We start from the raw sequence: 14,442 nt of genomic DNA on the forward strand, positions 1-14,442 counted from the left end.
ATGATTACTATACATAAACCATTATATCAATTATGACCTAGTATATAAAGCTTTTATACGCAAAATCCCCCTTAGAAATCCGCTTCTAAGGGGTTGTCTTTAACCTGCTGCTTGGGCTGGTTCTGCTGGTTTGGTCTTTTTATCTTTCTTGCTACTAGTGATGAGACGGCGCTTGCTATCTCGGATGCTATTGAGTTCCTTGAGGAGTTGAGTCAGGTGTTCCTTTTCAGGGTAGGCTTCTGCACTGGCTGCAGTATAGCGCATAAAGAGGTCGTAGCTGGTTGAAAGTTCGGTACGGAGTTGTCTGGTCTTGCCAACTTCCTTGGCAGACTTAGAAGCACGCGCCTTACTCTCCACTTGACCATATTCCTCTTGAGCATTGATCACAGCCGTCAGCATAGGTGTCAGTCCTAGACTGGTCACTGCCTCATGATAGGGTGTTTCACTAAGTGTTTTGAGCAGGCTCTTGATTTCTGCCGTTTCCATATCATTGCTGTGCTTAGTAATGTCCTTGTACTTGGCAAAGACTGGTTTCAGAGTTTCATGAGCTTCTTTGAGCTTGGCATCCTTAATCTTAGCAAATCCTCTATGAAGGGTAAAGAGACCGACCAAAGCACTATCACGATTGCGATCGACTTCTGTCAGATTACTAGACTCTTTCGTCTCCACAGCCGCAAGTTGAGCTTGAAAATCATCTAGCTTGGTCTTGAAGGGTTCCAAATGTTTGGAATACATGCCCTCATCCTTGTTTGCCTTAGAAAAAGTAGCTAGACTCTGATGAGTATCCATCATTAGGCTTTCAAACTCACGGTTGGTAAAGTTGCTGTAACTAAGTGGACGAATAGCGTATGTTTTTGTCATGATGATATCCTTTCTATTTTCCATTATGTAAACTTTTAAAATAATTCTAACAGTTACTTTAAAAGATTTGTTCCACTTCCGCTCAACTGTCATTATTTCCATCTAAAATGTACTTTTCAGAACAAATCAGACATTTCCAAATTAAAAAATCCCTATCTGACTGGACACACACTCCGTCCATCAGATAGAGACTCTTACTATTTTTAAATTTTAACTTTCCTAGCTTTAGAATACATTTAAACTTTAAGAAAGACGACTATTCGAAAGCTAGAAGACCTCAAAACTCTCTCAGATAAGCTATTCGAAACTTAGAATACTTGTAAATTTATGTAAGCGCACTTATTCTAAACTTAGAATACACATAAACTTTAGGAAGCAAGCCTATTCTAAGTCTCGAAGAACTATCTCCTAACCCTCAACGGCTCAATGACTTCCTCTACTAGCTGGGTATAGGCTTCCTTGATTTGTTTTTTATAGAGGAGAGGATTGAGGGCATCTGACACCTCTAGCTTATAGTCCTGATAGCGCTGGCTCTTGGTCAGCTGGCTTTCTCCTAGTTGTTTTTTAGCTCCCTTACGGTAGTGTTCAACATAGTATCGGAGTTCATCCTCTCCGACATACCAACGTTTGCTAAAGACTTGGATATGTTGTTGGATGACAGCCTCGATCATCTGATCCAAGATATTTGCGATAGACTGACCACGATAGCTTTCCGGATGTTCTTGTACCTCTCTCCAAAGTTCAGTGATGATCTGGGCAAGATTTGGATTGGTCTTCTCAAGACTCTGAATATAGTTATCCACGGCTTCCCTATCTTGAGCGCTTAGGTTCTTTTCTTGACTTTGACCTTGTTCAATTAGGCTTTGAATCAAGGTTAAGATATAGGCATAGTTGATCTCATCCACTTGGATAGACTCCAATTCATAGTGGATATCAAGTGGCTCTCCATCGTCATCATCCTCTACTCGGCTTTTTAATTCTGCAAGGACATTTCGATAAAGTCCCAGATACCTTTCCAACTTTTCTCCATCAAGTCCCGTCTGACTGTAAAGCTCTTCCTCATCATACTCTTTATACACTCGGATAGAGGCTAGGTATTTATCAAAGGCTTGATAGGTTTTAGCCAGTTTCCTCAACTCAGATGTAGAGACTTGCTCGAGATCTAGACCGTTCACATAGTCATCAGTAGCAAGATTTTTAAAATCACTGCAACTCCGTAAAAAGTTCCTCTTTTCCTCTTCCCAGCTTGGGGCTAGGACCTCGTTTTCACCACCATTTGAGTAGAGTTTGAGGGCACTATCTACTGCTTCCTTAAAGGCTAGAGGCTTTTGGAAGGTGATGATATGACCGTAGGTCTTACTGCTATCAAAAATACGGTTGGTTCGGCTAAAAGCCTGAATCAAGTCCTGCGGTTGCATGGGTTTTCGGTCGATAAAAAGAGTTGATAAACAAGGAGCATCAAATCCCGTTAAGAGACGATTGACCACGATGACTAAGTCCAACTGCTCATTGCGATAGAGGTATTTGTCCTGTTTTCGAGCTAGACGGTTATTGACATCCGTATTAAAGCCACGAAGATCCGACATGGTAAAGTGGGTATCAAACTCTTGGTTATAGTCCTCTAAGACCTGCTTCATGTGGTCTTGGTTGGCTCTTGAGTCTTCTTCATTTTCTGTGACCGAGTAGGTGATGGTCGTCTTTGGAAAGTCTGGAAGAACCTGCTTGACCCTTTCCGATACCTTAACTCTCGTCTCCCCATCCTTGACTCGTTTGAGGAGGTCATAATAGGCTTGGGCTTGAGGGATTGATTTAACGGTCAGGATAGCATTGTAGGTCTTACCAACTCCTTTTTGGAAGCCTAACTGTTGACGGGATTTATTGATAATGGCATCCAGGACTTCCAGCATATGCTCCTCATCCTCGTAGACGGTATCTGGTATGTCATTTTCAGATTTATCCGTGATGAGGGTATTGCGATAATCCACCTTAAAGCCTAAAACTGCTCCATCATGGATAGCTTCCTTGACTGTATACTCATGGAGACGGTCTCCGTACTGTTGCTGGGTGGTTTGAGCTAGGTCACCGACTTGCTGGCGTTTATTTTCCTTAAAGATAGGTGTGCCTGTAAAACCGTACCAGAGAGACTGTGGGAAAAAGGCCTTAATATCTTTTTGTGTTTGAGGTGTTACAGCACGGTGGCATTCATCCACGACAAAGGCCACTCGGAGACCCTTGATTTTGTCCGCATCTCTTTGGTAAAGACCTTGTTCAAACTTACGCATCATGGTGGTAATTTTCTGGATGGTGGTCACCACCACACGCTTATCATTACTTCCTAAGCGCTTGACCAAATCATGGGTATTATCCGTCTCATCAATATCAATGACATCATTGGTCGCATAAGAGAGAAAAGATGAAGTGGTCTGTTGATCCAAGTCCCTGCGGTCAACGACAAAAATTGTCTTGTGGATGGAAGGAATCTGAAGTAAATTCCTCGCCACCTTATAAGAAGTCAAGGTCTTCCCTGAACCTGTCGTGTGCCAGACATAGCCAGACTCCTGACAACGAGAAGCTTCCTGAACAGCCTCAATAGCATGAATCTGGTAGGGACGCAGAAGGATAAGAGCCTTCTTGCTATCATCAAGGACAGAGTACTGCATGACCATCTGGTGGGCACGAGGGATAGAAAGGACTTCGTGGGCAAAACTGGTCAAGCTCGTTATGGGTTGGTTGTCTTTATCCACCCACTTGGTTAGAAATTGCTTATTGAGTTTATTTTCCCTAGCTGCAGCGATATAGCGTGTGTCTACTTTATTGGTCACAACAAACATCTGTAAGCTAGAGTAGATGCCACGGAACTTGCCTTCACGGTCATATTTTTTAATTTGATGAAAAGCATCTAAAAAAGCAACTCTGGGACTTTTAAGCTCGATCTGAATCATTGGAAGGCCATTGATCAAGAGGGTCACATCTAGCCTGCGGTCTTGATCCTGAGGATTTATCTTATCTCTCTCGACTTGGTTGACAACCTCATAACTAGACTTACCAGCTGCGATATTGTCTCGCCAAATGACAGATAAACGGATAGTCCCCAAACTAGCATCTTCTCTCTGAACCTCAACCTTGACAATGCCATTTTCGCCGACCAACCACTTGGCCGCATCATAGTAGCTAACAAAGTTCAGTTGATTCTTTATCTGGCGTTTTTCCTGTTCTGTCAGGGGATGATCTGCCAATAGAGCCACATTGTTCTGGGCTAGCTTTTCAAAGAAGTTTTCCCATAATTGCTCTTCAGTTTTAAGGTCATCTCTGTAAGTCCATTGACTTTCCCCAGTCACCAGTTGGTTGATCAGTTGTTTTTCTATCTCCAGTTCTGGTTTTACCTGTATCATACTCTCTCCTTTGCTACTTGCCTGCTCCCTTTATTATAGCATGTTTAGCCTCAAAATCCATCACTCTTCCCATTGCAAAAGCAATCTTCCCCTTTCTCCTCCAAAATATGGTATAGTAGAGTTATACTATCTATGAGGAGTTTACATGTCACAGGATAAACAAATGAAAGCTGTTTCTCCCCTTCTGCAGCAAGTTATCAATATCTCATCGATTGTCGGTGGGGTTGGGAGTTTGATTTTCTGTATTTGGGCTTATCAGGCTGGGATTTTACAGTCTAAGGAAACCCTCTCTGCCTTTATCCAGCAGGCAGGGATCTGGGGGCCACCTCTCTTTATCTTTTTACAGATTTTACAAACGGTCGTCCCTATCATTCCTGGGGCCTTGACCTCGGTAGCTGGGGTCTTTATCTATGGTCACATCATCGGGACTATCTACAACTATATCGGGATTGTGATTGGCTGTGCCATTATCTTTTATCTGGTGCGACTCTATGGAGCTGCCTTTGTCCAGTCTGTCGTCAGCAAGCGCACCTATGACAAGTACATCGGTTGGCTGGATAAGGGCAATCGTTTTGACCGTTTCTTTATCTTTATGATGATTTGGCCCATTAGTCCAGCTGACTTTCTCTGTATGCTGGCTGCCCTGACCAAGATGAGTTTCAAGCGCTATATGACCATCATCATTCTAACCAAGCCCTTTACCCTCGTGGTTTATACCTACGGTCTGACCTATATTATTGACTTTTTCTGGCAAATGCTTTGACACATAAAAAATCCGTTTGGTTTCTCAAGCGGATTTTTAGAGCGTAGATCGATTATAGCTTGATACTAAATATACTTTGGTATGGAAATCATGCATATTTTTCGATAGTAAGGCGAGGACTTACCTAGCCTTTCCGCCGTGATAGAAACACCTGAAATCTAATGGTTTCAGGTATTCGGAAACTTTGAGACATTAGGCTCAAAGTTTAGGTATGGAATTTCGAAGAAAGTCGCTACCGTCCGTAATCACTTAAGGAAAGGCTCAAAAATATTATTTGCAACCACAAAATCCGTTTGGTTTCCCAAGCGGATTTTGTGCTTTATTATGTGACTATTAGTCCGTCTCGCTCCGTTAGGTGCGAGACAAAAAAACCACCCGCTATGCGGGTGCGCGTCGAAGGTTATACCAAAAAAACTCCGAACGCGATACAATAAAGGTGTTCAAGCTAATTGTAAAGCGAAAGGAGAAAAATATGGTACAAAAGGCTCATAGTTTATCGCACACAAAGTGGCATTGTAAGTATCACATTGTGTTCACCCCTAAGTATAGACGAAAAGTTATCTATAATCAATATCGAAGTAGTTTAGGCGAAATATTTCATCGCTTGTGTAGTTATAAAGGAGTTGAAATTATCGAGGGTCACTTAATGCCAGACCATGTACACATGTTAGTAAGTATTCCACCAAGGATAAGTGTTTCGAGTTTCATGGGTTATTTAAAAGGAAAAAGTGCACTCATGATGTTTGACAAACACGCCAATCTCAAGTACAAGTTTGGGAATCGGCATTTCTGGGCGGAAGGTTATTATGTAAGTACAGTAGGGCTTAATGAAGCCACAATTAAGAAATATATCCAAGAACAGGAAAAGCATGATATAGCACTAGATAAATTGAGTGTAAAAGAATATGAGGATCCCTTTAGGGATAGTGGTAAGTAATACTAAAGCCTCTTTAAGAGGCAAGTGACGAGTCAAGAGCAATGAGGCTTGAACAAAGTGAAAGCCAGCGTCTTTAGGCGCTGGCTGGTAATTTGGGCTTATAGCCCTGGGACAAACCACCCGTTTGACGGGTGGTTATGATTTTGAAACTTCTTTTGCAAGGACAAAGTTTCCAAGAGTAGCAGAACCATTTCCTGCGACTGCTGGCGTCACGATGTAATCACGCACATCAGGTACTGGTAGGTAGCCATTGAGAAGAGATGTAAATTTCTCACGGACACGGTCCAGCATGTGTTGTTGAGCCATGACCCCTCCACCAAAGACAATCACGTCTGGGCGGAAAGTCACTGTCGCATTAACCGCAGCTTGAGCGATATAGTAGGCTTGAACATCCCAAACAGGGTTGTTGAGTTCAATGTTTTCCCCACGAACACCTGTACGAGCTTCCAAACTTGGACCAGCTGCATAGCCTTCCAGACATCCCTTATGGAAAGGACAAACACCCTTAAACTCTTTTTCAATATCCATTGGGTGTCTAGCAACATAATAATGACCCATTTCAGGGTGACCCACACCACCGATAAACTCACCACGTTGGATAACACCTGCACCGATACCTGTACCGATTGTGTAGTAAACCAAGTTTTCGATACGACCACCCGCATTGTTACGGGCAACCACTTCACCATAGGCAGAGCTGTTTACGTCGGTTGTGAAGTACATTGGCACGTTGAGGGCGCGACGAAGGGCACCAAGCAAGTCCACATTTGCCCAGTTTGGTTTTGGAGTCGTCGTGATAAAGCCATAAGTTTTTGAGTTTTTATCAATATCAATCGGACCAAATGAACCAACTGCAAGACCAGCAAGGTTGTCGAATTTTGAGAAGAACTCAATGGTTTTATCGATTGTTTCGATTGGAGTTGTTGTTGGAAATTGTGTTTTTTCTACAACGTTAAAGTTTTCATCACCGACAGCACAGACAAACTTTGTACCGCCCGCTTCCAAGCTTCCATATAATTTTGTCATGATAAACCTCTTGTTTTTATTTTCTTTATTATAGCATATTTCGAAAGTCTAAATTTCTCTATTTTTTAGATTTTCCTCTGTAAATCTTACCATTCAAGCAAAAACGAACAAACATGTCATTTGTTCGTTTTCACATTAGAGAGGATTGATTAGATTTTCACTTCGATCACAGCATCCCCCTTAGCAACTGAACCTGTTGCTACTGGAGCTACTGAAGCGTAGTCAGCTGTATTTGTAACGATAACCATTGTTGTATCATCAAGACCAGCTGCAGCAATTTTGTTTGAGTCAAATGTTCCAAGAACATCGCCAGCTTTAACCTTGTCACCTTGAGCAACTTTTGCTTCAAAACCGTCACCGTTCATAGACACAGTGTCAATACCAACGTGGATCAAAACTTCAGCACCATCAGTTGTTTTCAAACCAAAAGCGTGTCCTGTTGGAAAGGCAATTGAAACTTCAGCATCAGCTGGTGCATAGACCACACCTTGACTTGGTTTCACAGCGATACCTTGTCCCATAGCTCCGCTTGAGAAAACAGGGTCATTAACATCAGCAAGAGCGACAACATCACCGACGATAGGAGTTACAAGTGTTTCATTTTGAAGAGTTGCTGGAATGTTACCAGTTGTTTCTTCTTGGACCAAACGTTCTGTCTCTACTTCAGTAGCAACTTCTTTTTCATCCTCATAACCAAACATGTAAGTGAGGGCAAAACCAAGTGCAAATGATACAGCTACCATAAGAAGGTATTGGGCAAGTTGTCCGTTACCGATGTAAAGCATTGTACCAGGGATGATGGTGATACCATTACCAGTACCAGCAAGTCCAAGGATAGAAGCCAATCCACCACCGATTGCACCAGCAATCAATGAAAGGAAGAATGGTTTGCGGAAGCGCAAGTTCACCCCGAAGATAGCAGGCTCTGTAATACCGAGGAAGGCAGAAAGAGCAGCTGGGAAAGCAAGTGTTTTTAGTTTTGGATTTTTAGTTTTAACACCAACCGCAACAGTCGCAGCACCTTGAGCTGTCATAGCAGCTGTGATGATCGCGTTGAATGGGTTAGCGTGGTCAGCAGCAAGCAATTGCACTTCAAGCAAGTTGAATATGTGGTGCACACCTGACACGACGATCAATTGATGAACCCCACCAATTAAGAAACCACCAAGACCAAATGGCATGCTGAGGATCGCTTTTGTAGCGATAAGGATGTAGTTTTCAACGACGTGGAAGACTGGTCCAATGACAAAGAGTCCAAGGATAGACATGACCAAAAGTGTCACGAATGGCGTTACCAAGAGGTCAATGACATCTGGAACAACCTTGCGGACAGCTTTTTCAAATTTAGCTCCGACAACCCCGATGATGAAGGCTGGAAGAACGGAACCTTGCAAACCAACAACAGGGATGAAACCAAAGAAGTTCATAGCGGTTACTTCACCACCTTGAGCAACTGCCCAAGCGTTTGGAAGTGAGCCTGAAACAAGCATCATACCTAGAACGATACCAACGGCAGGATTTCCACCGAATACACGGAAGGTTGACCACACAACCAAACCTGGCAAGATAATGAAGGCTGTATCTGTCAAGATTTGTGTGTAAGTTGCAAAGTCACCTGGAAGTGGCATTTCAAGAGCGTTGAAAAGACCACGCACACCCATGAAGAGACCTGTTGCTACGATAACTGGGATGATTGGAACGAAAACGTCACCGAAAGTACGGATAGCACGTTGGAACCAGTTCCCTTGTTTAGCAGCTTCTGCTTTCATGTCATCTTTAGATGATGTTGGCAAACCAAGTGCAACAACTTCATCGTACATTTTGTTAACTGTACCTGTACCAAAGATGATTTGGTATTGACCTGAGTTAAAGAAAGCACCTTGAACTTTTTCCAAGTTTTCAATCACTTCTTTATTGATTTTTCCTTCATCTTTGACCATGACACGAAGACGAGTCGCACAGTGGGCAACACTGTTGACATTTTCACGTCCGCCCAAGGCATCGATGACTTTTTTTGCAATTTCCTGATTGTTCATTTGCAAAAATCTCCTTACATAAAATTTTGTTCTTGTTTGAAAGCGATTTTATTCGCCCTTACGACTATTATTTTATCATGTTTTAGAAATATGTCAAGCGTTTTGCAGAAAAATATTCTATCCACTTAGTGGACACGCTTTAGATTGATTGTTTTTGACTGTTTTATCAGGTATTACTTGAAAAAATAAGTTTGAAATCTTAGTTCAAAAGGGTTTTGTTTCACTTTATTTCAATTCTCTGTAGATAGTTGATTGATTTTCTGCTTTTAATTTGTGATAAACGTTTGACAGTTTTTTCTCTTTTTTAACATAAAAGGCTTGCATTTTTTATCGAAAACGGTTACTATTAAAAGTGATAAGATTTTTGGAGGAATAAATGAATGGAATGGACAACTGAGCGTCGTTACAGACTTTATCAAGATTGGACGCAAGAAGAAATTCAACATATAAAGGAAAATATGGCACAATCTCCATGGCATACTCATTACCATGTTGAGCCAAAAACAGGACTTCTCAACGACCCAAATGGCTTTTCTTACTTTGATGGCAAGTGGATCCTCTTTTATCAAAACTTTCCTTTTGGTGCAGCTCACGGTTTAAAATCTTGGGCACAGTTAGAAAGTGATGATTTGATTCACTTTAGAGAAACTGGAATCAAAGTTTTACCAGATACTCCATTAGATAGCCACGGTGCCTACTCTGGTTCTGCCATGCAGTTTGGCGATAACTTGTTCCTATTTTATACAGGAAATGTTCGCGATGAAAACTGGATCCGTCACCCTTACCAGATTGGAGCTTTGATGGATAAGGATGGTAAGATTACCAAGATTGACAAGATCTTGATTGACCAGCCAGCAGACTCTACTGACCACTTCCGCGACCCGCAAATTTTTAATTTTAAAGGTCAATACTATGCCATCGTCGGTGGACAGGACTTGGAGAAAAAAGGCTTCGTCCGTCTCTACAAGGCTGTTGACAACGACTATACAAACTGGCAAGCTGTTGGCGACCTTGACTTTGCTAACGACCGCACTGCCTACATGATGGAATGTCCAAATCTGGTCTTTGTAGAGGAGCAACCTGTCCTTCTCTACTGCCCACAAGGATTGGATAAGAAAGTTCTAGACTACGATAATATCTTTCCAAATATGTATAAGATCGGGACTTCCTTTGACCCTGAAAATGCTAAAATGGTAGATGTATCTCAACTTCAAAACATGGACTATGGTTTCGAAGCCTATGCAACTCAAGCCTTCAACGCTCCTGATGGACGTGCTCTAGCTGTTAGCTGGCTTGGCTTGCCTGATGTTTCATATCCATCTGACCGTTTTGACCACCAAGGAACCTTCTCTTTGGTCAAGGAACTCACTATCAAAGACGGCAAACTCTACCAATACCCCGTCGCAGCTATCAAGGACCTTCGTGCTTCTGACGAACCTTTCTCAAACCGTGCCCAAACCAAGAACACTTACGAACTCGAACTCAACTTGGAAGCCAATAGCCAGAGCGAGATTGTCTTACTTGCTGATCAAGAAGGCAAGGGACTTTCCATCAACTTTGACCTTGTAAATGGTCAAGTGACAGTGGATCGTAGCCAGGCTGGTGAACAGTATGCCCAAGAATTTGGAACTACACGTTCTTGCCCTATCGAGAATCAGGCTACTACTGCTACAATCTTCATCGATAACTCTGTCTTTGAAATTTTCATCAATAAAGGAGAAAAAGTATTTTCTGGTCGTGTCTTCCCACATGCGGACCAAAATGGTATCCTGATTAAATCTGGAAACCCAACTGGAACTTACTATGAATTAGATTATGGTCGCAAAACTAACTGATGTCGCCAAACTTGCAGGCGTCAGCCCTACTACCGTTTCTCGGGTTATCAATAAAAAAGGGTATCTCTCTGAGAAAACCATTCAAAAAGTCAATGAAGCCATGCGAGAATTGGGCTATAAACCCAACAACCTAGCTCGCAGTCTACAAGGAAAATCAGCTAAGTTAATCGGTTTGATTTTCCCCAATATTTCTAACGTTTTCTATGCAGAATTGATTGATAAGCTGGAACACCAACTCTTCAAAAATGGTTATAAGACCATCATCTGCAACAGTGAGCACGATTCTGAGAAGGAACGCGAATACATCGAAATGTTGGAAGCCAATCAGGTAGACGGCATCATTTCTGGTAGTCACAACTTGGGAATCGAAGACTACAATCGTGTGACAGCGCCGATTATTTCCTTTGACCGAAACTTGTCACCAGACATTCCTGTCGTTTCCTCTGACAACTATGCTGGTGGGGTCCTAGCCGCCCAGACCTTGGTTAAGACAGGCGCCCAGTCTATCATCATGATTACAGGGAATGACAATTCCAATTCGCCTACTGGACTGCGCCACGCTGGCTTTGCATCTGTTCTCCCCAAAGCACCTATTATCAATGTTTCCAGTGACTTCTCTCCCGTCAGAAAAGAAATGGAAATCAAGAATATCTTGACTCGACAAAAGCCAGATGCCATTTTTGCTTCAGATGACTTAACAGCTATTCTGGTCATTAAAATCGCTCAAGAACTGGGAATTTCTGTACCAGAAGAGCTCAAGGTCATCGGTTACGATGGTACCTACTTTATCGAAAATTACTATCCTCAACTAGCTACTATTAAGCAACCCTTGGAAGAGATTGCCTGCCTCACTGTTGATCTACTCTTACAAAAAATCGAAGGCAAGGAAGTCGCAACAACCGGTTACTTCTTACCAGTTACATTATTACCAGGAAAAAGTATTTAATACTCAATGAAAATCAAAGAGCAAACTAGGAAGCTAGCCACAGGCTGCTCAAAGCACTGCTTTGAGGTTGTAGATAAGACTGACGAAGTCAGTTACATATATCTACGGCAAGGCGAAGCTGACGTGGTTTGAAGAGATTTTCGAAGAGTATAAGCACAAGAAAACTCAGACCGATCTGTCTGAGTTTTTTATGATCTTAAGTTTTCTAGATAACGCTGGGCAGTCTCTAGGTTAAAGGTTTTATCTGCGATCAGACGCTCAACTAGGGGAGCTACCTCGGATTCACTAGCACCTGCTAGGAGAGCTAAGGATTTAGCCTGCAATTTCATGTGGCCTTGCTGAATCCCTGTACTCACCAAGGCTTTCAGGGCCGCAAAATTTTGGGCAAGCCCGATAGACACGATAATCTGGGCTAATTCTTTGGCAGAAGGATTTCCCAGTAGTTCATGACTGAGGGCTACACGAGGGTTGAGACCAATAGAGCCGCCCTTGGTTGCTACAGGCATAGGAAGAGTCATTTGACCAACCAATTCTTCTCTTTCAAGGTCCAGCGTCCATTGACTAAGACCTTGGTAGCGTCCGTCTCGACTGGCAAAAGCATAAGCTCCTGCCTCAATAGCACGCCAGTCATTACCAGTGGCAATCAAAATTGCATCAACACCGTTAAATATCCCTTTATTATGAGTAGCAGCTCGGTAAGGATCAGCCTGCGCAAACTGACTAGCCAATGCAATTTTCTCCGCAATCTCTCGTCCTTGATCCTTTTGACGGCTCAAATATCGAAAGGCGACGCGACAACTTGCAGTCACCAGAGAATCGGTCGCGTAATTAGAAAGAATCCCCATGAGACTCTGTCCCTGACTGAGTTCTTCTAAGACTGGTTTCAAGGCTTCTAGCATGGTGTTGAGCATATTAGCACCCATAGCTTCTCGGGTATCGACATGGAGATAAACAACGAGAAAGTCTGTTTCGCCTTCAATCTGTTCTATATGTAGATCACGCGCCCCACCCCCGCGTTTAACGATAGAAGGATAGGCTTGATTGGCAAGTTCCAAGAGCTCAGTCTTTTTGTTTGCAATCTTTTCTTGGGCTTGTTCAGGATTAGCAACTTGATAAAGGGCTACCTGCCCAATCATCTGACGCTCATGAACCTGAGCAGTAAAGCCACCTGCTCGCTTGATGATTTTACTGGCGTAGCTGGCCGCAGCAACCACGGACGGTTCTTCTGTCACATAAGGAACTGTGTATTCCTGAGCATTGACAAGAACCTCTGGAACCAACGAATAAGGCAGAGAAAAAGTTCCCACTACATTCTCACTCAGCTGGTCTGCCACAGTCACACTCATCTGTTCATCCTGCTCCAAACTCTCTTGTCTCTCAGGACTAAGGAGCGCCTGAGCTTTTAACAGCTCGAGGCGCTCTTGGTATGATTTTTTAGAAAATCCATTCCAACTTATCTTCATTATTTTTCAACCTTGCTATAACGGCGTTGGTGGTCAACAATTTCAACCAAGGCAAAATCTTGATTTTCATAGCCAGCAAACTGGGCAGAATTTGTTTCATCCAAGTCTACTTCCTCAAAGAAGACTTTTTCATAGTCAGCAACAGACAGGGCAGTTCGTTGGTTGAGCTTGTTCAAACGGTCCTTATCCAGATAAGCTTCATATCCTTCAACCAATTCACCACTAAAGAACTCAGCTACAGCCCCACTTCCGTAACTATAAAGGGCAATTTTATCCCCAGCCTTCAAGCTATCTGTATTTTCCAAGAGAGATAGAAGCCCAAGGAAGAGAGAACCTGTATAGATATTCCCCACCTTTTGACTGTAGAGAATAGACTGGTCAAAGTGCTTTTGCAAGAGGTCCTTTTTCTCTTGAGGCAGGCTCTTATCCATGATTTTTTTCAAGCCTTTTAGCGCTAATTTAGGATAAGGCAAGTGGAAGCAAACCGCCGCAAAATCATCCAAAGTAAGCTGGTAGCGTTTTTGATATTCAAGCCAAGTCGTTTTCAAACTATCCAAGTATTGCTGGGTAGAATAAACACCATTTACATAAGGAGTTGTTGAGTAATTTGGACGCCAGAAATCCATGATGTCACGAGTCTGAGCCACATTGTCGTTATTAAAGGCCATCATGCGCGGATTTTGTGTAATCAACATGGCCACACTGCCGGCACCCTGAGTGGGTTCTCCTGGAGTTTCAATACCATATTTGGCAATATCACTGGCAATGACCAAGACCTTGGACTGTGGAGAATTTTCCACATGCAGTTTTGCATAATGAAGGGCAGCTGTCGCTCCATAGCAGGCTTCTTTAATCTCGAAACTACGAGCAAAGGGCTGGATACCCAGCAAGCCATGCACAAAGACGGCCGCAGCCTTACTCTGGTCAATTCCTGACTCAGTCGCCACAATGACCATGTCAATTTCTTGTCTTTCTTGCTCAGTTAAAATCGAGTTACTTGCACTGGCCGCCAAGGTCACGATATCCTCAGTCAAGGGCGCAATACTCAATTCCTCGAGTAAGAGTCCTTTGCTTAATTTTTCAGGGTCAATTCCCCTCGCTTCTGCTAAGTCTTGTAACTTCAAGACATATTGACTGGTCGCAAAACCAATCTTATCAATACCGATTGTCATATTTACCTCTG

General features: G+C 42.7%; 10 protein-coding genes. 4 read left to right on the top strand and 6 right to left on the bottom strand.

What is annotated here, in order from left to right:
• Positions 1-99: 99 nt before the first annotated feature.
• Both HT722_RS00850 and HT722_RS00855 read right to left on the bottom strand, forming a co-directional pair.
• Complete coding sequence (locus HT722_RS00850) at positions 100-861, bottom strand: DUF6261 family protein (protein ID WP_173275493.1); 762 nt, start codon at positions 859-861, stop codon at positions 100-102.
• A gap of 401 nt (positions 862-1,262) precedes the next feature.
• Positions 1,263-4,253, bottom strand: coding sequence for a type I restriction endonuclease subunit R (locus HT722_RS00855; RefSeq protein ID WP_173277024.1), 2,991 nt, complete (start codon positions 4,251-4,253; stop codon positions 1,263-1,265).
• 145 nt (positions 4,254-4,398) lie between these two features.
• Between HT722_RS00855 and HT722_RS00860 the strand changes: the two genes are divergently transcribed.
• Positions 4,399-5,016, top strand: coding sequence for a TVP38/TMEM64 family protein (locus HT722_RS00860; RefSeq protein ID WP_000076168.1), 618 nt, complete (start codon positions 4,399-4,401; stop codon positions 5,014-5,016).
• A 472-nt stretch (positions 5,017-5,488) separates the two neighbouring features.
• On the top strand, positions 5,489-5,953 hold the full coding sequence (gene tnpA, locus HT722_RS00865) for an IS200/IS605 family transposase (protein WP_173227300.1): 465 nt from the start codon (positions 5,489-5,491) through the stop codon (positions 5,951-5,953).
• A 135-nt stretch (positions 5,954-6,088) separates the two neighbouring features.
• On the opposite strand, the gene scrK is transcribed toward tnpA, so the two are convergent.
• Together scrK and HT722_RS00875 are read right to left on the bottom strand one after the other, a co-directional pair.
• The gene (gene scrK / locus HT722_RS00870; protein WP_173277025.1) at positions 6,089-6,979 is read right to left on the bottom strand and encodes a fructokinase ScrK; all 891 of its coding nucleotides are present in this window, start codon (positions 6,977-6,979) and stop codon (positions 6,089-6,091) included.
• 149 nt (positions 6,980-7,128) lie between these two features.
• Positions 7,129-9,015 carry a sucrose-specific PTS transporter subunit IIBC gene (locus tag HT722_RS00875; protein WP_173277026.1) on the bottom strand — a complete coding sequence of 629 codons (1,887 nt, stop codon included), beginning with the start codon at positions 9,013-9,015 and terminating at the stop codon, positions 7,129-7,131.
• Positions 9,016-9,395: 380 nt separating this feature from the next.
• Here HT722_RS00875 and HT722_RS00880 point away from each other — a divergent pair, with 380 nt between their 5' ends.
• Positions 9,396-10,850 carry a glycoside hydrolase family 32 protein gene (locus tag HT722_RS00880; RefSeq protein WP_173277027.1) on the top strand — a complete coding sequence of 485 codons (1,455 nt, stop codon included), beginning with the start codon at positions 9,396-9,398 and terminating at the stop codon, positions 10,848-10,850.
• On the top strand, positions 10,831-11,796 hold the full coding sequence (locus tag HT722_RS00885) for a LacI family DNA-binding transcriptional regulator (RefSeq protein ID WP_000226009.1): 966 nt from the start codon (positions 10,831-10,833) through the stop codon (positions 11,794-11,796). The genes HT722_RS00880 and HT722_RS00885 overlap by 20 nt, the downstream gene beginning before the upstream one ends.
• A gap of 188 nt (positions 11,797-11,984) precedes the next feature.
• Here the strand turns inward: HT722_RS00885 and HT722_RS00890 are convergent, their stop codons facing one another.
• Both HT722_RS00890 and HT722_RS00895 read right to left on the bottom strand, forming a co-directional pair.
• Complete coding sequence (locus HT722_RS00890) at positions 11,985-13,259, bottom strand: hydroxymethylglutaryl-CoA reductase, degradative (protein WP_173277028.1); 1,275 nt, start codon at positions 13,257-13,259, stop codon at positions 11,985-11,987.
• Positions 13,259-14,431 (bottom strand): hydroxymethylglutaryl-CoA synthase, encoded by a 1,173-nt coding sequence (locus tag HT722_RS00895; protein WP_173277029.1) that lies wholly within the window; start codon positions 14,429-14,431, stop codon positions 13,259-13,261. Before HT722_RS00895 ends, HT722_RS00890 begins: the two co-directional genes overlap by 1 nt.
• Between the last annotated feature and the right edge of the window lie 11 nt (positions 14,432-14,442).

Source organism: Streptococcus sp. 53 (genome assembly GCF_013276565.1).
In the GTDB taxonomy this organism is placed as follows: Bacteria; Bacillota; Bacilli; order Lactobacillales; family Streptococcaceae; genus Streptococcus.

What these genes read in the sequence shown, in the direction of transcription:
- HT722_RS00850 (WP_173275493.1), bottom strand. Translation starts at nt 861, where the DNA reads ATGACAAAAACATACGCTATTCGTCCACTTAGTTACAGCAACTTTACC.
- HT722_RS00855 (WP_173277024.1), bottom strand. Translation starts at nt 4,253, where the DNA reads ATGATACAGGTAAAACCAGAACTGGAGATAGAAAAACAACTGATCAAC.
- HT722_RS00860 (WP_000076168.1), top strand. Translation starts at nt 4,399, where the DNA reads ATGTCACAGGATAAACAAATGAAAGCTGTTTCTCCCCTTCTGCAGCAA.
- tnpA (WP_173227300.1), top strand. Translation starts at nt 5,489, where the DNA reads ATGGTACAAAAGGCTCATAGTTTATCGCACACAAAGTGGCATTGTAAG.
- scrK (WP_173277025.1), bottom strand. Translation starts at nt 6,979, where the DNA reads ATGACAAAATTATATGGAAGCTTGGAAGCGGGCGGTACAAAGTTTGTC.
- HT722_RS00875 (WP_173277026.1), bottom strand. Translation starts at nt 9,015, where the DNA reads ATGAACAATCAGGAAATTGCAAAAAAAGTCATCGATGCCTTGGGCGGA.
- HT722_RS00880 (WP_173277027.1), top strand. Translation starts at nt 9,396, where the DNA reads ATGGAATGGACAACTGAGCGTCGTTACAGACTTTATCAAGATTGGACG.
- HT722_RS00885 (WP_000226009.1), top strand. Translation starts at nt 10,831, where the DNA reads ATGGTCGCAAAACTAACTGATGTCGCCAAACTTGCAGGCGTCAGCCCT.
- HT722_RS00890 (WP_173277028.1), bottom strand. Translation starts at nt 13,259, where the DNA reads ATGAAGATAAGTTGGAATGGATTTTCTAAAAAATCATACCAAGAGCGC.
- HT722_RS00895 (WP_173277029.1), bottom strand. Translation starts at nt 14,431, where the DNA reads ATGACAATCGGTATTGATAAGATTGGTTTTGCGACCAGTCAATATGTC.